The organism is Nocardioides sp. S5-5 (genome assembly GCF_054954065.1).
Genome location: NZ_CP199913.1, coordinates 2,373,900 through 2,395,521, shown reverse-complemented (window position 1 = coordinate 2,395,521; position 21,622 = coordinate 2,373,900). Strand labels below are relative to the sequence as shown.

Annotated in this window: 24 protein-coding genes; 11 read left to right on the top strand and 13 right to left on the bottom strand. The window is 72.8% G+C overall.

Annotated elements, in window-relative coordinates:
- Window positions 1-68: 68 nt before the first annotated feature.
- The 4 genes from ACUP6Y_RS11260 to ACUP6Y_RS11245 all read right to left on the bottom strand — a co-directional run bounded on the left by ACUP6Y_RS11260 (window position 69) and on the right by ACUP6Y_RS11245 (window position 3,895).
- The gene (locus tag ACUP6Y_RS11260; RefSeq protein WP_462556384.1) at window positions 69-575 is read right to left on the bottom strand and encodes a hypothetical protein; all 507 of its coding nucleotides are present in this window, start codon (window positions 573-575) and stop codon (window positions 69-71) included.
- Between the two features lie 67 nt (window positions 576-642).
- Window positions 643-2,310 carry a Y-family DNA polymerase gene (locus ACUP6Y_RS11255; protein ID WP_462556381.1) on the bottom strand — a complete coding sequence of 556 codons (1,668 nt, stop codon included), beginning with the start codon at window positions 2,308-2,310 and terminating at the stop codon, window positions 643-645.
- A complete protein-coding gene (locus ACUP6Y_RS11250; RefSeq protein WP_462556377.1) occupies window positions 2,307-2,912 on the bottom strand; it encodes a hypothetical protein in 606 nt (201 codons plus the stop codon). Before ACUP6Y_RS11250 ends, ACUP6Y_RS11255 begins: the two co-directional genes overlap by 4 nt.
- Before the next feature lie 98 nt (window positions 2,913-3,010).
- A complete protein-coding gene (locus tag ACUP6Y_RS11245) occupies window positions 3,011-3,895 on the bottom strand; it encodes an SDR family oxidoreductase (RefSeq protein ID WP_462556374.1) in 885 nt (294 codons plus the stop codon).
- An 86-nt stretch (window positions 3,896-3,981) separates the two neighbouring features.
- Here ACUP6Y_RS11245 and ACUP6Y_RS11240 point away from each other — a divergent pair, with 86 nt between their 5' ends.
- From ACUP6Y_RS11240 to ACUP6Y_RS11215, 6 genes are all read left to right on the top strand, one after another.
- Window positions 3,982-4,737 carry an enoyl-CoA hydratase family protein gene (locus tag ACUP6Y_RS11240; protein ID WP_462556371.1) on the top strand — a complete coding sequence of 252 codons (756 nt, stop codon included), beginning with the start codon at window positions 3,982-3,984 and terminating at the stop codon, window positions 4,735-4,737.
- The gene (locus tag ACUP6Y_RS11235; RefSeq protein WP_462556368.1) at window positions 4,734-5,627 is read left to right on the top strand and encodes a CoA transferase subunit A; all 894 of its coding nucleotides are present in this window, start codon (window positions 4,734-4,736) and stop codon (window positions 5,625-5,627) included. The genes ACUP6Y_RS11240 and ACUP6Y_RS11235 overlap by 4 nt, the downstream gene beginning before the upstream one ends.
- Entirely contained in the window at window positions 5,624-6,475 is an 852-nt protein-coding gene (locus ACUP6Y_RS11230) for a CoA-transferase subunit beta (protein WP_462556364.1), read from the top strand. Before ACUP6Y_RS11235 ends, ACUP6Y_RS11230 begins: the two co-directional genes overlap by 4 nt.
- Window positions 6,468-7,535 carry an NAD(P)H-dependent flavin oxidoreductase gene (locus tag ACUP6Y_RS11225; RefSeq protein WP_462556361.1) on the top strand — a complete coding sequence of 356 codons (1,068 nt, stop codon included), beginning with the start codon at window positions 6,468-6,470 and terminating at the stop codon, window positions 7,533-7,535. Before ACUP6Y_RS11230 ends, ACUP6Y_RS11225 begins: the two co-directional genes overlap by 8 nt.
- A 96-nt stretch (window positions 7,536-7,631) precedes the next feature.
- On the top strand, window positions 7,632-7,877 hold the full coding sequence (locus ACUP6Y_RS11220) for a hypothetical protein (protein WP_462556358.1): 246 nt from the start codon (window positions 7,632-7,634) through the stop codon (window positions 7,875-7,877).
- A gap of 174 nt (window positions 7,878-8,051) precedes the next feature.
- Window positions 8,052-8,801 (top strand): hypothetical protein, encoded by a 750-nt coding sequence (locus ACUP6Y_RS11215; RefSeq protein ID WP_462556355.1) that lies wholly within the window; start codon window positions 8,052-8,054, stop codon window positions 8,799-8,801.
- Between the two features lie 75 nt (window positions 8,802-8,876).
- Here the strand turns inward: ACUP6Y_RS11215 and ACUP6Y_RS11210 are convergent, their stop codons facing one another.
- Entirely contained in the window at window positions 8,877-9,023 is a 147-nt protein-coding gene (locus ACUP6Y_RS11210; protein ID WP_462556353.1) for a hypothetical protein, read from the bottom strand.
- A gap of 52 nt (window positions 9,024-9,075) precedes the next feature.
- On the opposite strand from ACUP6Y_RS11210, the gene ACUP6Y_RS11205 reads away from it, so the two are divergent.
- Both ACUP6Y_RS11205 and ACUP6Y_RS11200 read left to right on the top strand, forming a co-directional pair.
- Entirely contained in the window at window positions 9,076-9,450 is a 375-nt protein-coding gene (locus tag ACUP6Y_RS11205; protein WP_462556350.1) for a hypothetical protein, read from the top strand.
- 39 nt (window positions 9,451-9,489) lie between these two features.
- Complete coding sequence (locus tag ACUP6Y_RS11200; RefSeq protein WP_462556346.1) at window positions 9,490-10,170, top strand: PilZ domain-containing protein; 681 nt, start codon at window positions 9,490-9,492, stop codon at window positions 10,168-10,170.
- Between the two features lie 18 nt (window positions 10,171-10,188).
- Here the strand turns inward: ACUP6Y_RS11200 and ACUP6Y_RS11195 are convergent, their stop codons facing one another.
- The 3 genes from ACUP6Y_RS11195 to ACUP6Y_RS11185 are packed head-to-tail and all read right to left on the bottom strand — an operon-like array spanning window position 10,189 to window position 13,410.
- The gene (locus tag ACUP6Y_RS11195) at window positions 10,189-11,355 is read right to left on the bottom strand and encodes an acetyl-CoA C-acetyltransferase (protein WP_462556343.1); all 1,167 of its coding nucleotides are present in this window, start codon (window positions 11,353-11,355) and stop codon (window positions 10,189-10,191) included.
- 40 nt (window positions 11,356-11,395) lie between these two features.
- Entirely contained in the window at window positions 11,396-12,199 is an 804-nt protein-coding gene (locus ACUP6Y_RS11190; RefSeq protein ID WP_462556341.1) for an SDR family oxidoreductase, read from the bottom strand.
- 5 nt (window positions 12,200-12,204) lie between these two features.
- Entirely contained in the window at window positions 12,205-13,410 is a 1,206-nt protein-coding gene (locus tag ACUP6Y_RS11185) for an acyl-CoA dehydrogenase family protein (RefSeq protein WP_462556338.1), read from the bottom strand.
- Between the two features lie 97 nt (window positions 13,411-13,507).
- Between ACUP6Y_RS11185 and ACUP6Y_RS11180 the strand changes: the two genes are divergently transcribed.
- From ACUP6Y_RS11180 to ACUP6Y_RS11170, 3 genes are read left to right on the top strand one after another with little or no spacing between them, the layout of a single operon-like run.
- On the top strand, window positions 13,508-14,656 hold the full coding sequence (locus ACUP6Y_RS11180) for an acyl-CoA dehydrogenase family protein (RefSeq protein ID WP_462556335.1): 1,149 nt from the start codon (window positions 13,508-13,510) through the stop codon (window positions 14,654-14,656).
- Window positions 14,653-15,543: an acyl-CoA dehydrogenase family protein gene (locus tag ACUP6Y_RS11175; protein WP_462556331.1), complete on the top strand. Its 891-nt coding sequence runs from the start codon at window positions 14,653-14,655 to the stop codon at window positions 15,541-15,543. Before ACUP6Y_RS11180 ends, ACUP6Y_RS11175 begins: the two co-directional genes overlap by 4 nt.
- Window positions 15,540-16,532 (top strand): acyl-CoA dehydrogenase family protein, encoded by a 993-nt coding sequence (locus tag ACUP6Y_RS11170; protein WP_462556328.1) that lies wholly within the window; start codon window positions 15,540-15,542, stop codon window positions 16,530-16,532. Before ACUP6Y_RS11175 ends, ACUP6Y_RS11170 begins: the two co-directional genes overlap by 4 nt.
- On the opposite strand, the gene ACUP6Y_RS11165 is transcribed toward ACUP6Y_RS11170, so the two are convergent.
- The 5 genes from ACUP6Y_RS11165 to hsaA form a co-directional block, all read right to left on the bottom strand.
- Window positions 16,533-17,852, bottom strand: coding sequence for a trypsin-like serine peptidase (locus ACUP6Y_RS11165; protein ID WP_462556325.1), 1,320 nt, complete (start codon window positions 17,850-17,852; stop codon window positions 16,533-16,535).
- A 68-nt stretch (window positions 17,853-17,920) separates the two neighbouring features.
- The gene (locus ACUP6Y_RS11160) at window positions 17,921-18,556 is read right to left on the bottom strand and encodes a flavin reductase family protein (RefSeq protein WP_462556322.1); all 636 of its coding nucleotides are present in this window, start codon (window positions 18,554-18,556) and stop codon (window positions 17,921-17,923) included.
- A 21-nt stretch (window positions 18,557-18,577) separates the two neighbouring features.
- The gene (gene hsaC / locus ACUP6Y_RS11155) at window positions 18,578-19,474 is read right to left on the bottom strand and encodes an iron-dependent extradiol dioxygenase HsaC (protein ID WP_462556320.1); all 897 of its coding nucleotides are present in this window, start codon (window positions 19,472-19,474) and stop codon (window positions 18,578-18,580) included.
- Window positions 19,474-20,358, bottom strand: a complete 885-nt coding sequence (gene hsaD / locus ACUP6Y_RS11150) for a 4,5:9,10-diseco-3-hydroxy-5,9,17-trioxoandrosta-1(10),2-diene-4-oate hydrolase (protein ID WP_462556316.1) — start codon at window positions 20,356-20,358, stop codon at window positions 19,474-19,476. The genes hsaC and hsaD overlap by 1 nt, the downstream gene beginning before the upstream one ends.
- Window positions 20,358-21,545 carry a 3-hydroxy-9,10-secoandrosta-1,3,5(10)-triene-9,17-dione monooxygenase oxygenase subunit gene (gene hsaA, locus ACUP6Y_RS11145; protein ID WP_462556314.1) on the bottom strand — a complete coding sequence of 396 codons (1,188 nt, stop codon included), beginning with the start codon at window positions 21,543-21,545 and terminating at the stop codon, window positions 20,358-20,360. The genes hsaD and hsaA overlap by 1 nt, the downstream gene beginning before the upstream one ends.
- Window positions 21,546-21,622 lie beyond the last annotated feature (77 nt).

Sequence of the window (21,622 nt, the reverse complement as noted above, 5' to 3'; positions counted from 1 at the left end):
GAGCGGCTCGCGGATCCGTTACAGGCGGGCCAGAACGGGGCCGTCTGGAGAACTTCCGGGGACGACCACTAACCCTTCAACAGCCGGTCGATCTCACCGAGCACGCCCTTGCGGCTCTTGCCGGCGATCTCACGCTCGCGGACCCGCCGCAGGTCGTCAGGACCGAGACCGGCCAGCCGGGGCTTGACCTGCGCGACGGTGAGGGTCGCGAGGTCGGGGACGACGAGGGACTCGACGTTGTCGGGTACGGCGGTCGCGGGAGCCGGGGCGAGGTCGGCGCGCCGGCGGCCGGGACGCAGCTGGGGCGGGATCGGCAGCTTCGGGACGGGCAGCCTCGGCGGCTGGCGCACGGTGTCGAGCACCTGCAGCAGCGCCTGGGAGTAGGCCTTGCCGGTGCTGACCAGCTGGCCGAGCAGGTTGTCGGCCTCGGCCCGGGTCAGGGAGCCACGGGCGACGAGGTCGTCCATCAGGCTCTGCAGTCGGGTCATCTGGATCGTCACGCTGTGCTCGAGCGCACCGTGCAGCGCACGCAGGTTGCGCCCGACGAGGTCAGCCGGCTTCCCGGTCCGTCCCATGACTTCCTCCAGACGTCGCCACCTCCCTCCAGCAGGGTAGGCGGCACCCTCCCGGATATCCAGCGCCTCAGTCATAGGCGGCCTCCACCTCCCAGCCGCCGAGCTCGCGCCAGCACAGCAGCCAGGCCCGACCGTCGACGCCGACCACCTGGAACCGGGCGGCCCGCCCCGGTCCGCAGGACGGCTCCTCCGGACCGGCCGAGCCGGACGACGCCAGCCACCAGCCCTCGTCGACCGGCCACGGCCCCGCCCACGAGGCGACCGGGCACCAGTGCCGCCCGACCCGGATCCGCCCGGGCGCGCCGGTCACCAGCCCGCGCGAGGTGACCGCGATGGAGACGCCCGCCTCGTCGACGACCTCGGCCGCGAGCGGCGCGGCGAACACCCGGCTCGGCGCAGGCCCCGGGATCCGGCCGGGCCAGGGCCGATCGACCGGGCGCAGCCCGATCGGCCGTTCGCCCCAGGGCACCAGCGACTGGCGGTCGGCGGCACCGCGCCCGCCCTGGAGCACGGGGACCCGGACGGCGTCGTACCCGACCATCGCCTGGACCCGGGCGACGCCGCGCACCACCTGCTCCTCGGCACCCCCGCCCCACAGCCCGTCGGCGTGGTCCCCGGCGGGCTCGACGACGTCGGGCAGGAAGCGGACGAGAGTGACCGCGGAGGTGATCGGCTCGCCGGTGGTCTTGCGGCTGCGTAGCCCCGAGGCCGTCATCCCGGCCTGGAGCTGCCAGTGGACCCGGTCGACGAGGTCACGGGAGCCGAAGCAGCGGGGGTGCAGCCAGGTCCGGGCGGAGACCCCCTCCTCGAACTCCGCCTCGATCCGCACCGAGGTCGCCACCAGCTGGCGCTCGGCCAGGCCGGCGACGAAGCGCTCAGCGGTGGTGCGGACGCTGAAGGTGACCGCCTCGGCGGAGTCGAGCGGGGGCTCGAAGGCGATCTCGCGGGCCAGCTCGGGCGGTGGGGTGCGCGAGGCGAGCCGGGTCACCTCCCGGGCCTGCACCCGCCGCCACACGTCAGTGCCGTAGCTGCCGAACCGGTTGGCGACCTCACCGGCCCCGAGCCGGGCGAAGTCGCCGAGCAGCGCCAGCCCCAGCCTGCGCAGCAGGTCGGCGAGCTCGGCGCCCTCCGGCCCGTCGTCGGCGAGCACGGTGACCGGCAGGCCGCGCAGGAACTCCGCCGAGGACCCCGAGGGGATCGAGAGACAGGCCTGCGGCGGCGCCTCGCGCGCGGCCCGCTCGGCGGTGTAGAGGTCGTCGGCCGCACCGAACCGGCTGTCCCACACCCCCGCCGCCACGAGGTGCTCGGCGAGGACCGCGGCCGCGGCCTCCTCGCCGTCGATCTGGTCGGCGATCCGGCCGCCGAGCCTGCGCCGGGCGAAGTAGCGCCCCGGGGCGGGGACGGCGAGCAGCCCGGGCTGCAGCGGCGCCACCCCCGGCCGCACCGTCTCGACCATCGCCAGCACCGGCTCGAACCACCGGGCGTCACGGTCGGCATTGGCGTCGAGCAGCACCACCTCGGGACAGCGCGCCTGGGCGTCACGGCGCCGGTGGCCGTGTCGTACGCCCTCGGCGCGGGCGGCGGCATTGCTGGCCACCACCTTGTTGTTGGCCAGCACGACGGCCGGGGCCGCCACGTCGGGGCGTGGGGCGTCGTCGGGCAGCCCGTCGGCGCACTCGAGCAACGCCGCGGTCACCGACCAGTCGGGGCACCAGAGCACCATCGTCCGCGTCACAGCACCACCTCCGCCCGCACCGGCACTCGCCCGCCACCGCGCGCGACGAGGGTGGCCCGGCGTTCTCGCAGCCGCCCGTGACCGTGGCCGATGCCCTCCCACGCGACCCGCTCGGCGCTGAGCCGGGCCTCACAGCGCGGCCACTCCCCCTGGACGACCAGCACCGCCGACCGGGCGCGCAGCCGGGCCTCGAGCAGCGAGGCGGACGTGGCGTCGACGCCACCGGGCGGGCGCAGCACCACCACCTTGAGCACGTCGACCAGGGCCGCGGTCACCTCGAGCCAGTGCTCCCCGGGCGTGGGCACCAGGACCGTGCGGCCGAGCACGATCCCACGCTGCTGGGCAGCCTCGGCGCCGAAGTCGTCCCAGCCCGCGAACCCCACCCATTCCCCGGCCTGCGAGGCGCCGGCCGCCAGCGCCAGGCCGAGGGTCGCGGAGTCGACGCCGTACACCCCACCCGTGCGCAGCCGGACCAGCCCGGCGAGCATGGGCTCGACCGGCACCGGCAGCCGGGCCGGACCGCCCTCGAGGGCAGCGATCCGGCCGCGCAGCCGGTCGACGACCGCCCGCGGGTCGTCGATCTCGAGGGGGCGGGTGCTCATCGGCCCATGTTCGAACAGATGTTCGAACAAAGCAAGTGGCGCCCGCACTGGTCTGCGCTGGTCGGGAGCTTCGCCGGCCGGCCGGCGAAACTGGCACCTCAGGCGGTGCCGTACACCGGCTCCGGCGTCGGCGCCTCGCCGAGCAGACCCCGGAGGGCGGGACCGACTCTCTCCGCCTCCCAGCGCGCACCGTTGTCGCGCGAGGGGCCGTGCGTCCAGCCGTTCTCGACCGTGATCACCGAGCCGTCGATCTCGATGACCCGACCGGTCACGTCACCGGCCTCCGCGGAGGCCAGCCACGCCACGACGGGCGAGTTGTCCTCGGGCAGGGCCATCGCGGAGGTGTCGAAGGCCCCCTCGGTCATCCGGGTCCTGGCGACCGGGGCGATCGCGTTGACGGTGACGCCGTACCGGCCCATCTCGACGGCGGCGACCAGCGTCATGCCGGCGATGCCCGCCTTCGCGGCGGAGTACGTCGCCTGACCGAGCGAGCCCTGCAGGCCGGCACCGGACGAGGTGTTGATCACGCGCGCCGCGCGCCGGCGGCCCTCCTTGGCCTCGGTCCGCCAGTAGGCGCCGGCGTGGCGCAGCGGGGCGAAGTGGCCCTTGAGGTGGACCCGGACGACGGCGTCCCACTCCTCCTCGCTGGTGTTGACCAGCATCCGGTCGCGCAGGAAGCCCGCGTTGTTGACCAGGATGTCGAGGCCACCGAAGGCGTCGATCGCCTGCTGGACGAGAGCCTCGGCGGCGGCGAAGTCGGCGACGTCGGCGCCGTTGACCACGGCCTCTCCGCCCATCGTCTCGATCTCGGCGACGACCTGGTGGGCGGGCGACTCGTCGGTGCCCTCGCCCGCGGCCGACACGCCGAAGTCGTTGACGACCACCTTCGCGCCGTGGCGCGCCAGCTCCAGCGCGTGGGCGCGTCCGATGCCCCGTCCGGCGCCGGTCACGATCGCGACCCGGCCCTCCAGCAACCTGCTCACTTCGGTCTCCTCTGCGACGTCGGTTCGTCCACCCGAACTCGGGACAGACGACACGATACCAAGCAAATGCTTGGTAGCATGCCGGCATGACAGTCACCAGCGAGCTGCGGCCCGACGGGATCCGCGTCATCACGATGAACGCGCCCCCGGTCAACGCCCTCACCGTCCAGGGCTGGTTCGACGTGGCCGCCGCCCTCGACGAGGCCGGTGCCGACCTGGCGACCAAGGTCGTCGTGCTCCGCGCGGAGGGCAAGGGCTTCAACGCGGGCGTCGACATCAAGGAGATGCAGAGCACCACCGGCTTCGACGCCCTCCTCGGCGCGAACAAGGGCTGCTTCGCCGCCTTCAAGGCCGTCTACGAGTGCTCGGTCCCGGTCGTGGCGGCGGTCAACGGCTTCTGCGTCGGCGGCGGCGTGGGACTGGTCGGCAACGCCGACGTCGTGGTCGCCAGCGACGACGCCTACTTCGGCGTGCCCGAGGTCGACCAGGGCGCTCTCGGTGCCGCCACCCACATGGCGCGCCTGGTCCCCCAGCACCTGATGCGCGCCCTCTACTTCACCGCGCGCACCATCCCCGCGAGCGACCTGGTCCGGTTCGGCTCCGTCCTCGAGGTGGTCCCCCGCGACCAGCTCGACGACGCCGCGCTCAAGGTCGCCGGCGAGATCGCCGCCAAGGACACGCGGGTGATCCGGGCCGCCAAGGAGGCACTCAACGGGATCGACCCGATCGACGTCAACAAGTCCTACCGCTGGGAGCAGGGGTTCACCTTCGAGCTGAACCTGATGGGCGTCAGCGACGAGCTCCGCGACGAGTTCGCGGGAACGGAGAAGAGCAAGCAGTGAGCCGCAAGCCACGGGACAAGCAGATGACCATCGCCGAGGTGGTCGGCTCCCTCGAGAGCGGGATGACCATCGGCATCGGCGGCTGGGGCCCGCGGCGCAAGCCGATGGCGCTGGTCCGCGCGATCTACAACTCCGACCTCACCGACCTGGCGATCGTCAGCTGGGGCGGCGCCGACGTGGGCCTGCTCGCCCGCGCCGGCAAGATCCGCAGGCTGGTCTATGCGTTCGTCTCGCTCGACACGGTCCCGCTCGAGCCGAACTTCCAGCGTGCCCGCCAGGCCGCGTCGATCCCGGAGATCGTCGAGCTCGACGAGGGCATGTTCCAGACCGGGCTCAAGGCCGCGGCCCAGCGGCTGCCGTTCCTGCCGATGCGCGCCGGCCTGGGCTCCGACGTCCTGGTCAACAACCCCTGGATCAGGACCGTCACCAGCCCGTACGACGAGGGCCACGGTCCCGAGGAGCTGGTCGCCGTCCCCGCGCTCCGGCTGGACGCCGCGCTGGTCCACCTCAACCGCGCCGACAGGCACGGCAACGCGTCCTACCTCGGGCCGGACCCGTACTTCGACGACCTGTTCGCGATGGCCGCCGACAAGACCTACGTGAGCACCGAGCGGGTCGTCGACACCGCCGGCCTCACCGTCGAGGCGCCCGTCCAGCGGCTGCTGCTCAGCCGGATGATGGTCACCGGCGTCGTCGAGACCCCCAACGGTGCGCACTTCTCCACCTGCACACCCGACTACGAGCGCGACGAGAGGTTCCAGCGGGCGTACGCCGCGGCGGCGTCCGGCTCCGACGAGGACTGGCAGGCGTTCCACGACCGCTTCCTGGCCGGGGACGAGGTGGCCTACCAGGCCGCGGTCCGTGCCTTCACCGAGGAGGCGACCAAGTGAGCGGCAGCGACGGAGCGAGGAACGAGCTCAGCGGCGCTGGCCGCGAGCGCGGGAGCGGCGCGAGCGCAGCGAGCGCAGAGCGCCCGATGAGCGACAACGACCTCACGCGCGCCGACGTGTGCGCCACCGCGATCGCGGACGCCTTCAGCGAGGACGGCGAGATCTTCGCCAGTCCGATGGGCCTGCTGCCCACGCTCGGCGTCCGGCTGGCCAAGCTGACATCCAACCCCGACCTGGTGATCAGCGACGGCGAGTCGGTCCTCCTGGGCGGCACCCCGCCGCTGGGCGGCGCGGACGTCGTCGAGGGCTGGATCCCGTTCCGGCGCGTGTTCGACGTGATCGCCTACGGTCGCCGGCACGTGATGATGGGTGCCACCCAGGTCGACCGGGAGGGCAACCAGAACATCTCCGCGATCGGCCCGTTCGCGCAGCCGAAGCGCCAGCTGCTCGGCTCCCGCGGCGCTCCCGGCAACACGGTCGGCCACCGGACGTCGTACTGGGTTCCGCGGCACTCCCCCCGGGTCTTCGTCGAGCGCGTCGACACGGTGTCGGGCGTCGGCCCGCGCCGGGCCCGCGAGGCCGGTCCCGCCGCGTCCCGCTTCAACGACATCCACCGCATCGTCAGCAACCTCGCGGTCTTCGACCTGGGCGGCACGGACGACACGGTGCGGCTCCGCTCGGTGCATCCGGGCGTCACCGTCGACGAGGTCGTCGACGCGACCGGGTTCGCGCTCGAGGTCCCGGCCGATGTCGCGACGACCCGCGAGCCGTCGTCCGAGGAGCTGCTCCTCATCCGCGAGATGCTGGACCCGAGGGGCCTTCGCTTCAAGGAGATCCCCCATGACTGACCAGCAGATCCGCACCCCGTTCACCGACCTGGTCGGCGTACCGCACCCGGTCGTGCAGACCGGCATGGGCTGGGTCTCCGGCCCGCGCCTGGTATCCGGCACCGCCAACGCCGGCGGCCTCGGCATCCTCGCGTCCGCGACGATGACCTTCGCCGAGCTGGAGCAGGCGATCATCGAGGTCAAGGGCCGCACCGACAGACCGTTCGGCGTCAACCTGCGTGCCGACGCCGGTGACGCCGCCGACCGCTGCCGGCTGCTCATCGACCACGGCGTGAAGGTCGCGTCCTTCGCCCTGGCCCCCAAGCCGGAGCTGATCGCCAGGCTCAAGGAGCACGACATCGTCGTGATGCCGTCCATCGGCGCGGCCAAGCACGCCAGGAAGGTCGCCGGCTGGGGCGCCGACGCGGTCATGGTCCAGGGCGGCGAGGGCGGCGGCCACACCGGCGCCATCCCGACGACCCTGCTGCTCCCGACCGTCCTCGACGCCGTCGACATACCGGTCATCGCCGCGGGTGGCTTCTTCGACGGCCGCGGCCTCGCCGCGGCCCTGTCGTACGGCGCCGCCGGCGTCGGCATGGGCACCCGCTTCCTGCTGACCCGCGACTCCGCGGTCCCGCAGGCGGTCAAGGAGCTCTACCTGTCCAAGGGGCTCTCCGACACCGTCGTCACCAGCAAGGTCGACGGCATGCCGCACCGGATGCTGCGCACCGACCTCGTCGAGTCGCTCGAGGAGACCTCCGCGGTGCGCCGGCTCGGCCCGACCGCCCGGCGGACGCTGGAGTTCAAGAGGTCCTCCGAGATGTCGTGGGTCCAGCTGCTCAAGGACGGGCGGGCCATGAAGAAGGCCCAGGGGCGCACCCTCGGCCAGCTGGCGCTCGCCGCCAACACCCCCACCATGCTGCGCGCCGGCCTGGTCGAGGGCGACACCTCGGCCGGCGTCTTGGCCAGCGGTCAGGTGGTCGGCGTGATCGACGACCTGCCGTCGTGCGAGGAGCTGATCGAGCGGATCGTGGCCGAGGCGGCCGCGGCGCTGAGGCGGGCGTCGTCGTACGTCGGGTGAACTCGACGTGCCCTCGTGCCCGAGCGCGTGCCCCTCGCCCGGCCCCCCGTGGGAACTGTCGGACCGCTCCCCTAGGGTCGGTCACGTGAGTCGCCGATGAGCAAGATGGACGCAGTGCGCGCGATGCGCGAAGCCCGGTACGCCGAGACCCAGGCCCGCGCCGGCCGGCCCGACCCGGCGGCGAAGCGTGCGAAGCCGGCGAGCGCAGCGCCGCTCGCCCCCGCCGCGTCGGCCGCACCGGACGACGACGCCGACGACGGCCTGTGCGGCCACCGCAACATGAGCGGCCGCACCTGCACGCGCGAGCGCGGGCACGCCGCGAAGAGCCACCGCTACTCCTAGGGCGCGTCGCGGCAACAGCTCACCTCCGAACACGGGTCCTGGCTCGACATCGCCGAGATCGAGCTCTCCGCACTGACCCCGTCAGGCAGCGAGTTCTGCCGATCGGCTGCGTGCGGGCCGGACGGGGGGCTAGCGTGCGGCTCAGCTCACTCACCGACAGCTGAGGGTATGGCCATGATCCGTACAGGCAAGAAGTCGGGCCACGTGTTCGTCGCGTCCGCCGCCACGGCGGCGCTGGCACTGGCGTCCCTCGCGGTGGCCACCCCGGTGCGCGCTGAGGCCACCGAGGCCGCGCTGCTGCCGGGGCCGACGTACGCCCAAGCAGGAGTCACCTACGTGGGCTACCCGCTGCCGGGCAAGGTGCTGTACGACAGCCCCCCGGGCGCCGGGCGCGTCGAGGTCACCGTCTCGGCCGACGGCCGGTCGATCAGCCGGTTCAGCGTCACCGACGCGGTCTTCCCGGCCGCTTCCGCGTGCGCCGGCACCACCTACAGCTACACCCTCAACGGTCCGATTCCCATCAGCACACCTGCGGGCTACGAGGACGACTCCCTGTTCTTCTCGAACATGTCCCCCGGTCTCGAGCAGGTGAACGCACTCGAGATCGACGGATCCATCGATCCGGGCCGGATGATCGGCCGCTTCACCTACGACGATCCCACCAACAACTGCACCACGTGGGGCAATGTCGGCTGGGTCGCCTCGGCGCCGGGTGGGTGCGTGGGGTCGCCGGAGCACGTCCAGCTCCAGGACCGGTCCGACACGCTGACCAAGAAGATGACCAAGCTGAAGAAGAAGATCAAGAGGGCCAAGAAGGCCGACAAGGACAAGCGCGTCAGGAAGCTGAAGCGCAAGAACCGCAAGGCCACGGCCGAGCGTTCCCAGGTCGACCAGGCCCTGACGTACCTCTGCAACCAGCCGTGACCGCACCGGGCGGATCCGTACGACGACGGCCCGGGCCGTCGTCGCCGGCCGTCCGCGACAGGCCGCTAGCCTGCGTCACAGCGGGGATGCACGCCGCGCGGCACCCAGTGCCGGCGTGTGGCGCCGCTCCCAGGGCGGGTCGACCTCGCTGATCGCGTTGACCAGCGCCGTCCAGGCGGCGACGTCCTCGAGGTCGTCGGCACCGAAGGACCGGAGCTCCATGGCAGCAGCATCCGGTGCCGGGCCCGCCGGTGCCACTGGATATCCTGGAGGCATGAACCAGACGTCGCGGCCGACCACCGGCGAGGGCGCCGCAGCACCCCGGCGGCGTCACCTGATGGACCCCGACGCACCGCGCAAGGCACCGGACCCGAAGGACGTCGAGCGCCTCCAGCGGGTGCAGCGCCGGGTCGTGTCGGTGCTGGTGGTCACCACCATCCTCCACCTGTCCGTGGGCTTCGTGATCGCCGCCGACCACGTGGCGCAGGACCGGCTCGATGCCCGGATCGGGCTCAACGTGATCGCGGCCGCCTTCATGGTCGGCGGCATCGCGGCCACGCTGGTCATCAACGGGCGCTCCTGGAAGTCGCCCTGGCTGCTGCTCGGCCTGGTCCCCGGCATCGTCGGCATCTGGTGGACGGTGCTCTGAGTCCCTCAGCTCGGCGGCCCTGCTGCCGATCGGGACGACATGCAGCAGACGGCACGCGACGTACCGCCGGACGTGCATCCCGGAGTGCTGCAGACGGTCGCGCTCACGCTGCGCCCCACGGCCGGTGAGCCGCTGGCGCTGGAGACCCGGGTTCTCGACCTCGAGCCGCAGCCGGACGGCTCCACGACGCTGGTCGTCGCCTGCCCGAGCGGGCTGGACCCGCGCGAGCACCACTTCGACGTCACCTTGGCCTGGACCTACCCGCTCGGGCGGATGGAGTGCCCGGTGAGCACCCGTCCCGGGCGCCGGGCGTACGGCGACGTGTGGCTGCTCCGCCCGAGCTCACCGGTCGCCCGGCTGCAGCAGCGCGCCTACTTCCGCGCCCGGATCTCGATGCCGGTGCTGCTCCGCTGGACCCCCGACGACGACGACCAGGCCGACCGGGCCGACCAGGTCGAGCTGCTCGGTGTGGTCGTCGACGTCAGCGAGGGCGGCCTGATGGCGACCGTCCGTATCGAGCCGCCGCCCGTCGGCACCAGCGTGGAGGCCACGGTGCGGGTCGACGGCGACAACCTGGTCCAGGCGGCACGGGTGGTGCGCCACATCCGGTTCGCCAGCGGCGGCCTCGGTGTCGCGATCACCTTCGTCGACCCGGCCATGCACGGCGACCGGATCAGGCGCCTGGTGTTCGAGACCGAGCGCCGCCGGCGCCGCCGCTGACCCCGGCGGCCGGCGAGATCAGCCGAGCCGCTCGATGACGGTGACGTTGGCCTGGCCGCCGCCCTCGCACATGGTCTGCAGGCCGTAGCGCCCTCCGGTGCGCTCGAGCTCGTTGAGCAGCGTGGTCATCAGGCGGGCGCCGGTGGCGCCGATCGGGTGGCCCAGCGCGATGCCGCCGCCGTTGACGTTGACCTTCTCGTGGGGCGCGCCGGTCTCCTTCATCCAGGCCAGCGCGACCGACGCGAAGGCCTCGTTGCACTCGAACACGTCGATGTCGTCGATGCTCAGGCCGGACTTCGCGAGCGCGTGCTTGGTCGCCGGGATCGGGCCGGTGAGCATCCAGACCGGGTCGTCACCGCGCACCGAGAGATGCACGATCCGGGCCCGCGGGGTGAGCCCGTGGTCGCGGACCGCCTGCTCGGAGGCGACCAGGATCGCGGCGGAGCCGTCGCAGATCTGCGAGGCGACGCCGGCGGTGATCCGGCCGCCGGGGGCGAGCGGCTCGAGGCCGGCCATCTTCTCCAGCGAGGTGTCACGCGGGCACTGGTCGGTGTCGAAGACGGTGCCGTCCTCGAGCTGGTACGGCGCGATCTGGCTCGCGAACCGGCCGGCGTCGATCGCGGCGCGGGCCCGCTCGTGCGAGGACAGTGCGAAGCGCTCCATGTCCTCGCGCGAGATGTCCCACCTCTCCGCGATCATCTCCGCGGAGCGGAACTGGCTGACCTCCTGGTCGCCGTACCGCTTGAGCCAGCCGGGCGACTCGGCGAAGGGCGTGGTGAAGCCGTACTGCTGGCCGGCGAGCATGGCGGCCGAGATCGGGATGGCGCTCATGTTCTGCACGCCACCGGCGACGACGAGGTCCTGCGTGCCGGACATCACCCCCTGGGCGGCGAAGTGGACCGCCTGCTGCGAGGAGCCGCACTGCCGGTCGATGGTCACGCCGGGGACGTGGTCGGGCAGGCCCGCGACGAGCCACGCCGTACGGGCGATGTCGCCGGCCTGCGAGCCGATGGTGTCGCAGCAGCCGAGGATGACGTCGTCGACCGCGCCCGGGTCGATGCCGGTGCGCTCGACGAGGGCGGCCAGCGCGTGGGCGCCGAGGTCGGCGGAGTGGACGCCGGCGAGCGCCCCGCCGCGCTTGCCCACGGCGGTGCGGACCGCGTCGACGAGATAGGCCTCGGCCATGACAGGACTCCTTGCTGAGAGAGCGTAGGGGGGTGAGGGATCAGGCGTGCTGGCTGCTGACGGAGATGACCTCGCCCGTGAGGTACGACGAGTAGTCGCTGGCGAGGAACACCATCACGTTGGCCACCTCCCACGGGGCGGCGGCGCGGCCGAACGCCTCGCGCTGCTTGAGCTCGACGAGCAGCTCGGGGGAGGTCACCTTCTCCAGGAACGGGTGCATGGCCAGCGAGGGCGAGACCGCGTTGACCCGGATGCCGTGGGGCGCGAGGTCGAGCGCCGAGCAGCGGGTCAGCGCCATCACGCCGGCCTTCGCCGCCGCATAGTGAGCCTGGCCCTCCTGGGCGCGCCAGCCGATGACGGAGGCGTTGTTGACGATGACGCCCTTCTTGCCCGCGGCGACGAACCGCCGGCCGACCGCGCGCGTGGCCCGCATGGTTCCGGTCAGGGTGATGTCGATGACCCGGTTCCAGGTCTCGTCGGTGACCTCGAGGATCGAGTCGGTGCCGCCCAGGCCGGCGTTGTTGATCATCACGTCGACGCCGCCGACCTCCTCGGCGGCGTCGAGGAGGGCGGTGACGTCGGCCTCCTTCGTCACGTCGCAGACCAGCTGACGCACCCGGTCGGCGCCGAACTCCGTGGCGAGCGCCTCCTCGGCCTCGGCGAGCCGCCGCTCGTGGGTGTCGCTGAAGACGACGGCCCTGGCGCCCTCCTCCAGCGCCCGGCGGACGACGGCCGCCCCGATCCCGGCACCCGCCGCCGCGGTCACGACGACCACCTTGCCGGCGAGCAGGTCGTGGCCCGGGACGTAGTCGGGGGTGGACTGCTCCGGTCGCATCGCGGTCATGAGGTTCAGGCTCCCTTGGGTTCGCGGGGAAGGCCGAGCACGCGCTCGGCGAGGATGTTTCGCTGGATCTCGTCGCTGCCGCCGTAGATCGTGTCGGCCCGCGAGAAGAGGAAGAGACGCTGGTGGTCGTCGAGGTCGTACGACGACCCGCCGCGCGCGAGCAGGCCCTCGGGCCCGGCGACGTCCATGGCCACCTCGCCGAGGGTGCGGTGCCAGTTCGCCCAGGCCAGCTTGAAGATCGAGCCCGCGCCGCCTCCGGCGGCCGAGTCCTGCCCACCCTCGACGAGCGCGAGCGCGCGCAGCGCGAAGCTGCGGATCACGGCGAGCTCGGTCTTGAGGGCGGCAAGCCGGTCGCGGAGCACGGGATCGTCGATCGAGCCGTTCTCCTTGGCCCGCGCGACGACACTGTCGAGCTCACGGGCGAAGCCGACGGTCTGGCCGAGCGTCGAGACGCCGCGCTCGAAGCCGAGCAGGCCCATCGCGACGCCCCAGCCCTGGCCGGGCTCGCCGACGACCAGGTCCCCGGCGGTGCGGGCACCGGTGAAGAAGACCTCGTTGAACTCCGAGCCGCTGGTGAGCTGCTCGATCGGCCGGACCTCGACGCCGTCCTGGCGCAGCGGCACCAGCAGGAACGAGAGCCCCTGGTGTCGCACCGAGCCCGGCGAGGTGCGGACCACGACGAAGCACCAGTCGGAGAGGTGGGCCAGTGAGGTCCACACCTTCTGCCCGTCGATCACCCACTCGCCGGTGGACTCGTCGAGCCCGGCGCGGGTCTGCACGTTGGCCAGGTCGGAGCCGGCGCCGGGCTCGGAGTAGCCCTGCGCCCACAGCTCGCGCACGCCGACGATCTCGGGCAGGAAGCGCTGCTGCTGCTCGGGCGTGCCGAACGCGATCAGGGTCGGGCCGAGCAGCTGCTCGCCCAGATGGTTGACGCCGGCGGGCGCGTCGGACCGCGCGTACTCCTCGTGGAAGATCACCTGCTGCCACAGCGACAGCCCGCGGCCGCCGTGCTCGGTCGGCCAGCCGACGGCGGTCCAGCCGTGCTCGGCGAGGTGGCGGTTCCAGGCCAGGCGCTCGTCGTGGGCCTCGTGCTCACGGCCGGGACCGCCGAGTCCGCGCAGCGCCGACCACTCGCCGCTCAGGTGGTCGCCGAGCCACTCCCGGATCTCGGCGCGGAACGCACGGTCCTCGGGCCCCTCGGTGAGGTTCATGGCTGCTAGTCTACCAAGCAAATGCTTGGTTCGGGCAGCGCCGGGGCCTACATTTCGACTGTGACGACCTCCACGCCGATGAGGAACACCGACTGACATGGATCTCGAACTGAGCGAGTCCGAGCTGGCCTTCCAGGCCGAGGCCCGGGCCTGGCTGGCCGCCCATGTGCCGGCCGAGCCGCTTCCCTCGCTGGACACCGCGGAGGGCTTCGTCCTGCACCAGGCCTGGGAGGCGAAGCTCGCGGCCGACCGCTGGTCGGTCGTGTCGTGGCCGACGGAGTACCACGGCCGCGAGGCGTCCCTCGTGGAGTGGGTCGTCTTCGAGGAGGAGTACTACCGCGCCGGCGCTCCCCTGCGGGTGTCGCAGAACGGGATCTTCCTGCTCGCGCCGATCATCTTCGAGCACGGCACGCCTGAGCAGCGGGACCGCTTCCTGCCGTCGATGGCGACCGGCGAGCGGGTCTGGGCGCAGTGCTGGAGCGAGCCCGAGGCCGGCTCCGACCTCGCCTCGCTCACGTCCACGGCGCGTCGCGACGACGAGCGCGGCGGCTGGGTGCTCAACGGCCAGAAGATCTGGTGCTCTCGCGCGGCTCTGGCCCAGTGGGGCTTCGGCCTGTTCCGCAGCGACCCGGAGGCCCAGAAGCACGCGGGGCTGACCTACTTCCTGTTCCCGCTCGACGCCGACGGCGTGAGCGTCCGGCCGATCGCGCAGCTCGACGGCGAGGCCGGCTTCGCCGAGGTCTTCTTCGACGACGTCTTCGTCCCCGACGCCGACGTCGTCGGTGCGCCCGGCGACGGCTGGCGGGTCGCGATGAGCACCGCGGGCAACGAGCGCGGCCTGTCGCTGCGCTCCCCCGGCCGGTTCACCGCCGCCGCCGACCGCCTCGTGGCGCTGTACGACGAGCGCCCGGACCCGCGCGTCGCCGACCGGGTCGTCGACGCCTGGCTCAGGGCCGAGGCCTACCGCCTCTACACCTGGGGCACGGTGACGAGGCTGCGCGATGGCGGCGACGTCGGCGCGGCGGGCTCGGTCAACAAGGTCTGGTGGAGCGAGCTCGACATCGCCCTCCACGAGACCGCCCTCGACCTGCTCGGCCCCGACGCCGAGCTGGAGTCGCGGTGGCTCGACGGCTACACCTTCTCGCTGTCCGGCCCGATCTACGCCGGCACCAACGAGATCCAGCGCAACATCATCGCCGAGCGGATCCTGGGACTCCCGCGCGAGCCGAAGGGAGCCCAGCGATGAGGTTCGAGCTCACCACCGACCAGCGGGACTTCGCCGCGTCCCTCGAGTCGCTGCTCGCCGCGGCGGACCCGGTCGCCGCCGCCCGCGCCTGGGCCGAGGGCGACCACGCCCCCGGCCTGAAGCTGTGGCAGCGGCTGGCCGAGCAGGGCGTGACCATGCTGGCCACGGAGGCCTCCCCGGTCGAGGTCTGCGTCGCGTTCGAGGCTCTCGGCCGGCACGCCGTGCCGGGTCCGTGGGCCGAGGCGGCCGCCTACCTGCCGCTCGCGCTCGGCCGCGAGGTCGAGTCCATCGCCACCGTCGCCATGCCGCGCGCACTGGATGCCGACGTCGCCGACGAGGTGTACGCCGTCGTCGACGACGCGCTGCACACCGCCACCGCCGGCGCCCGGCTGACCTCCGTCGACCGCACCCGGCACCTCTTCGACGTCACCCCGGGTGAGGCCGTCGAGCACGGCGACCTCGCCGCGGCGTACGACCTCGCCGTCCTCGCCACCGCGGCGCAGCTCCTCGGCGCCGGCGAGCGGGTGCTGGCCGACGCGGTCACCTACGTCAAGCAGCGCCGGCAGTTCGGCCGCGAGATCGGCTCCTACCAGGCCGTCAAGCACCAGCTCGCGGACGTGCGGATCGCGCTCGACTTCGCCCGTCCGCTGGTCTACGGCGCCGCGATCGAGCCGACGCCGCGTGCGGTCTCGGCGGCCAAGGTCGGCTGCGCCGACGCGGCGTACCTCGCCTCCCGCACCGGCCTGCAGGTCCACGGCGCGATCGGCTACACGCAGGAGTTCGACCTCAGCGTGTGGCTCACCAAGATCCGAGCGCTGGTCACGGCCTGGGGCACGCCCGCCGAGCACCGCGCCCGGATCCTCGCGACGCTGCGGAGCACCAGATGAGGTTCGAGCTCAGCGAGGAGCAGGCCGAGCTCGCGGCGACGGTCCGCGGACTGCTCGACAAGCGCGCCGACTCGGCCGCGGTCCGCGCCGCGTCGACCTCCCCCAGCGGGTACGACGAGGCGCTCTGGGCGACCCTGTGCGAGCAGATCGGCGTGGCGGCGCTCGCCGTCCCCGAGGCGTACGACGGCGTCGGAGCCTCCTTCTTCGAGACCGCGGTCGTCCTGGAGGAGCTCGGTCGCACCATCGCGCCGAGCCCGCTGCTCGCCACCACGGTCGCCACCGAGGCACTCCTGGCCGGCGGCACCGAGGAGGCCAAGCGGCGCCTGCTCCCCCGGCTCGCCGCCGGCGAGATCGCCACGGTCGCGCTCGACGACGGACCGGTGCTCGACGGCGACCGGGCCGCGGTGGTGCTCGCCGTTCGGGGCGCCGACCTGGTGGAGGTGACCGGCGCGACCGCGACCTGGGCGGAGTCGATGGACCAGAGCGTCCGGCTCGCCCGGCTCGACCTCACCGGGGCCGAGCTGACCGTGATCGGTGACGGCGCCGCCGCCCGCGCCCGGGCCGGGCTCGTCGGCGCCGCGGCCACGGCGGCCCTCGCCGTGGGCCTGTCCGAGCGGGCGCTGCGGATGACGGTCGCCTACCTCGGGGAGCGGGTCCAGTTCGGCCGCCCGATCGGCTCCTTCCAGGCCCTCAAGCACCGGATGGCCGACGTGCTGGCGCGGGTCGAGATGGCGCGCTCGGCGAGCTGGGCGGCGTCGTACGCGCTCGCGGACCCGGAGTCGGACCCGGCCGAGGCGGCCTTCCTGACCCACTCCGCGTCGTCGTACGCCCTCGAGACAGCGACCCTGGCTGCCGGCGAGTGCGTCCAGCTGCACGGCGGCATCGCGATCACCTGGGAGCACGACGCCCACCTGGTGTTCAAGCGGGCACACGCGCTCGGCCAGCTCTACGGCGCGCCACACCGGCACCGGGCCGCCGTCGAGCTCTGATCAGCCGACGGGGCTGGTGCAGCGGACCGCGGCGACCACGCTCGGAGCTCGGTCCAGGGGCAGCGGGCAGGCGCCGACGCTCACCGCGACCGGCTTGCTGTGCCGCTTGGTGCCCCGCTCCTTGACCCGGTACCAGCGGGTGCCGGGCGGCGGCGCCTGCGTGAAGACCCTGACTCCGGCTCGCACCCGGGCGCGCGCGACCCGTTGCCAGGGCGTGCCCGGGGCGGCCCGCACCTGGAGCACGATCCGGCGCACCCGACGGGTCTCGGCGACCAGCTGATAGGACTCGCCGTAGCCGACCGAGGCGGCCGTGGCGACCAGCCGCAGCCGGCGCTTCGGCCGGGCCGCCGCCCGCGCCGCCGGCCGCGCGGCCACCGGGCGGGCGGAGACCCGAGCGGCGGCGAGCAGCGTCTCGATCGAGGAGTCGAAGGGCACCGCGAACAGGACCGGGGTGCCGTCCTTGGGCCGACGCGAGGTCACCGCGAAGATGAACCCGGTGTCGGCGCTGGCCATCCGCAGGAACCACGGGCCGCCGCTGGCACCCCCGGTCATCGGGCACGCGATCTGGGCGTCGCCCGGGGTGGAGGTGTACTGCGACGCCAGCGTCGACCCACCGCACTCCTGCCGGCTCTCGCCGTCGTACGGCACCTGGGCGGGCCACCCGACGACGCGTACCCCGTCCTCGCGCCCCGGGTAGTTCCAGGCCAGCCCGTTGCCGCCGACCACGTCCACCAGGTTCGCGCCGCCCTGGGGTGCCACCTGGATCAGCGCCTGGTCGTGCGTCTCGTCCTCGGATCCGACCCAGGTCGGCTGTGCCACGACCTGGACGCCCACCCAGCTGCCGTAGGGCGCGGTCCCGTGGTCGTAGCCGGGCACGAACAGGAAGTTGCCGTAGTAGTGCCGCGCGCCGCACAGCACCGCGCAGCCGAGCCGCAGTCCGTGGACGCAGTGCCCCGCGGTGATGACCAGGTTGCGCTCGGGCGTGTTGACCGATGATGCCGAGCACACGGCGGTGCCGCCGGAGTCGCTGAAGAACAGCTTGCCGGTGCTGCGCAGCCCGCTCGGCGCGGCGGCTCGTCCGGCCACCGCCGGTCCCGGGCCCGGGACCCGGTCGCCGGAGGGGTCGAGGTCGAGCGGGACGGCCTCGCGCATCCGCCTCGGCGTCCAGAAGTCGCGGACGCCGGTGTGTGGCACCGGGCGCGCGTCGACGGCGGGCGCCACCGGTTCGCCCGGGCCGGCCGGAGCCGCGGTCGCGGTGCCCGACAGGCTGGTGGCGAGCAGGATCGCGGCCACCACCAGCACGCCGAGTGGCCCGCGCATCCTCATCGATCCCCCCAGACCGGCTCGTCGTACTCGAACAAGGACTCAACGCCCGGAGCCGGGCCGGGTCACGAGCCGGTGGTGCGGTACCGGCCCCGGAAGTAGAGCAGCGGCTCGGTGACCGCGGCGTCGTGAGGGTGCGCCTCGAGGTGCTCGACCCGGCCGACCACGATGAAGTGGTCGCCGCCCTCGTAGACGGCGTGGATGGTGCAGTCGAGGTGGGCCAGGGTGCCCTCGATGACGGGTGAGCCGGTCGCCGCGGCGGGCTGCCACGAGATCCCGGCGAACTTGTCGACGCCCTTGGTCGCCATCTGGCCGGAGACCTGTTCCTGGTCTGCGGCGAGGACGTTGACGCAGAAGCGGCCGGAGCGCTGGATCGCCGGCCACGCACGCGAGCTGCGCGCCGGGATGAAGGTGATCAGCGGTGGGTCGAGCGAGACGCTGGAGAACGACTGGCAGGTCATGCCGACCGGCTCGTCGCCGCTCATCGTGGTGATCACGGTGATCCCCGACGCGAAGCACCCGAGCGTGTCGCGGAACCGGCGCGCCGCCGCCTGGGCCTCCGGGTCGTCGTGGACCGCGACCTCCTCGCCGGGGCGCAGCTCGAAGTCGACCTCCGCGTCCCCGAGCCAGGACTGGATCAGCTCGGGGTGCGGCCAGGTCTCCCGGGCGTCGGGGCTGATGCCCTCGGGGATCTCGCTCACGTCACTCACGTTAGTGACCACTCACTGCCCGCCGAACACGTGGCCCCAGTACGAGACGGCGGTCGACTCGCGGGCCACCCAGCGGGCGTCGTCCACCGTCATCCCCTCGGTGCCGAACTCGACGTCGAAGCCCCCGGGCGATCTCACGTAGAACGAGATCATCTCGTCGTTCATGTGTCGGCCCAGGGTCGCGGACAGCGGCGCGCCGTGCTTGCGGACCCGCTCCAGCGCGCGGCCCACGTGGTCGAGCTTGTCGACCTCGAGCATCACGTGGACGCACTTGCTCGGGTTCGGCATCGGCAAGAACGCCAGCGAGTGGTGCCGCGGGTTGACGCCGAGGAAGCGCAACCAGACCTTGCTGCCCGCCTCCTTGCCGACGAACTCGCCCGGCATGCTCATCGAGTCGCGCAGCCGGAAGCCGAGCACGTCGGTGTAGAACCGCAGCGCCTCGACGTCGTCGAGCACCGGCACCACGATGTGGCCCATGCCCTGCTCGCCGGTGACGAAGGTGGCGGCGTACGGCGTGACGACAGGCCGCGCCTCGTAGGTGATGCCGTGGAACAGCTCGAAGACGTTGTCCCACGGGTCGCGGAACCGGACCAGCTCCTGCACCCGGCGCTCGTCGAGCTCCTCCTTCGTGCCCTCCTCGATCTCCACCCCGGCCTTCTGCAGGTGCTCACGGGCGGCCTGCAGCGCCTGGTGGTCGGCGAGCTCCCAACCGGTGCAGTCCAGCTGGTCGACGTCGGAGGGGAACACGACGACGCGGGCGGAGACCTCGTCGATGCGCCAGTACTGGTGCTCGGGGTTCGGGCCGCGCCCCTCGGCCAGGCCGAGGACCTTGCCGGCGAAGGTCCGCCAGGCGGCGAGGTCGGTGCTGGCGACCCGGATGTAGCCCATGGACTTGATGTCGATCGACATCAGGAGCGCTCCTTGTGACGGTTGAGGAAGTTGACCGTGATCTCGCGGAACTCGTCGGCGGCCTCGATCTGCGCCCAGTGACCGCAGTTCGGGAAGACGTGCAGCTGGGCCTTCGGGATCAGCTTGAGCGCCACGAACGCGCCGTCGAGCGGGTTGACCCGGTCCTCGCGCCCCCAGGTGAGCAGGGTGTGCTTGCGCAGGCGGTGCGCCTCGCGCCAGAGCATGCCGTCCTCGGCGGTCTCCGGGTTCCAGAACGACATGCCCATCGACCGCATCGCGTCCTGCGCGCCGGGCGCGGTCGCGTCGGCGAAGCGCTCCTCGACCAGCTCGTCGGTGACCAGCGCCTGGTTGACGACCATGCTGGAGATGAAGGCGCGCAGCGACTCACGGCTGGGGTCGGCGCCGAAGTCCATCAGCCGCTGCACGCCCTCGGTCGGGTCGGCGTGGAAGAGGTTCAGCGAGAGCCCGCCCGGCCCCATCAGGACCAGCCGGCCCACCCGGTCCGGGTAGGTCAGCGCAAGCCGCATCGCCGTACCGCCGCCGAGGCTGTTGCCGAGCAGATGCACCTTCTCGATGCCGAGCTGGTCGAGCAGCGCGACGACCGCGTCGGCCGCGAACCGGTAGAAGTTGCCGACCACCGGCGGCTTGTCGGACCCGCCGAAGCCCGGCTGGTCGACCAGGATCGTGCGGTAGTGCGCGGCGAAGCCCTCGAGAGCCGGACCGAAGTTCGACCAGGACGAGGCGCCGGGGCCGCCGCCGTGCAGCATCACCAGCGGCAGCCCGGCGCCCTCCCCCGCCTCGTAGTAGTTGAGGGTGATCTCGCCGGTCGCCTCGGTCTTGACCTGGGCGGTACGGCGGGTCGTCTCCTTGGTGACGTCGCTCATCAGTACATCCCCGGGTCGACCTTGTGGCCGAACTGCTGGCCGCCGTACATCTGCAGCGCGCGCTCGGGGTCGTTGGCGGCGTGGACCCGGCCGGCGTGGGCGTCGCGCCAGGCGCGCTGGAGGTAGGTGCCCTCCGCGAGCGCCCGGCCGCCGGAGGCCTCGAAGAGCGTGTCGATCGCCTCGATCGCGCGGGCGGTGCCGAGCACCTGGTCGCGACGCACCCGCAGTCGCAGCTCGAGCGGGATCTGCTCGCCCTTCGCGACGTGGGCCTGCTCCTCGCGGATGTTGTTGATCAGCAGCGCCCAGGCGGCGTCGATCTCCGAGGAGGCGCGGGCGATCCGGACCGCGGCGAACGGGTCGAGGGACGCCTTCTCGCCGAGGTACGCCGCGCGCACCCGCTTCTGCTGCATCTCGACGTGCTCGGCGTACGCGCCCCGCGCCATGCCGATGATCGGCGTCGCGATGGTCGAGGTGAAGATCGAGTGGAACGGCAGCTTGTAGAGGTCGCTGGTGTTGACCGCCTGGCCCGGGCCGCGGCAGGCGCCGGTCTCCCCCATCGAGAGGGTGAACGCCTCGGGGATGAAGGTCTCCTCGACCACGATGTCGTTGGAGCCGGTGCCGCGCAGGCCGACGACATTCCAGACGTCGACGACCTGGTACTTCTCCCGCGGCACCAAGAAGGTGCGGAAGTCGACGACCTGGCCCTCCTCGTTGAACACCAGGCCGCCCAGCAGGACCCAGCTGCAGTGGTCGCAGCCGGACGAGAAGCTCCACTTCCCGGACAGCGTGAAGCCGCCCTTGGTGATGACGGCCTTGCCGGTCGGGGCGTACGACGACGACAGCCGCACGCCCTGGTCGTCGCCCCACACGGCCTGCTGCGCCTCGTCGGCGAACAGGGCGACCTGCCAGGGATGGACGCCGACCACGCTGGAGACCCAGCCGGTGGCGCCGTCGGCCGAGGCGATGTCGCGCACCGCGGTGTAGAAGGCGACCGGGTCGGCCTCGATGCCGCCGTACCGCTTCGGCTGGAGCAGCCGGAAGAAGCCGGTCTCCTCGAGCTCCTTGATCGAGGCGTCCGGGATCACCCGGAGGCGCTCGCCCTCCTCGGCCCGCTCGCGGATCGTCGGGAGAAGGTCACGCACGCCGTCGAGGACGGCGGTCACCTCGGGGGCGAAGTCCTGGTTCATGGGAGCTCCTGTGTCTGCGACAGTCTGTGCCCCACCAGATTAGAACAGGTTCTACTTTTGGCACAAGCGGAGGCCCT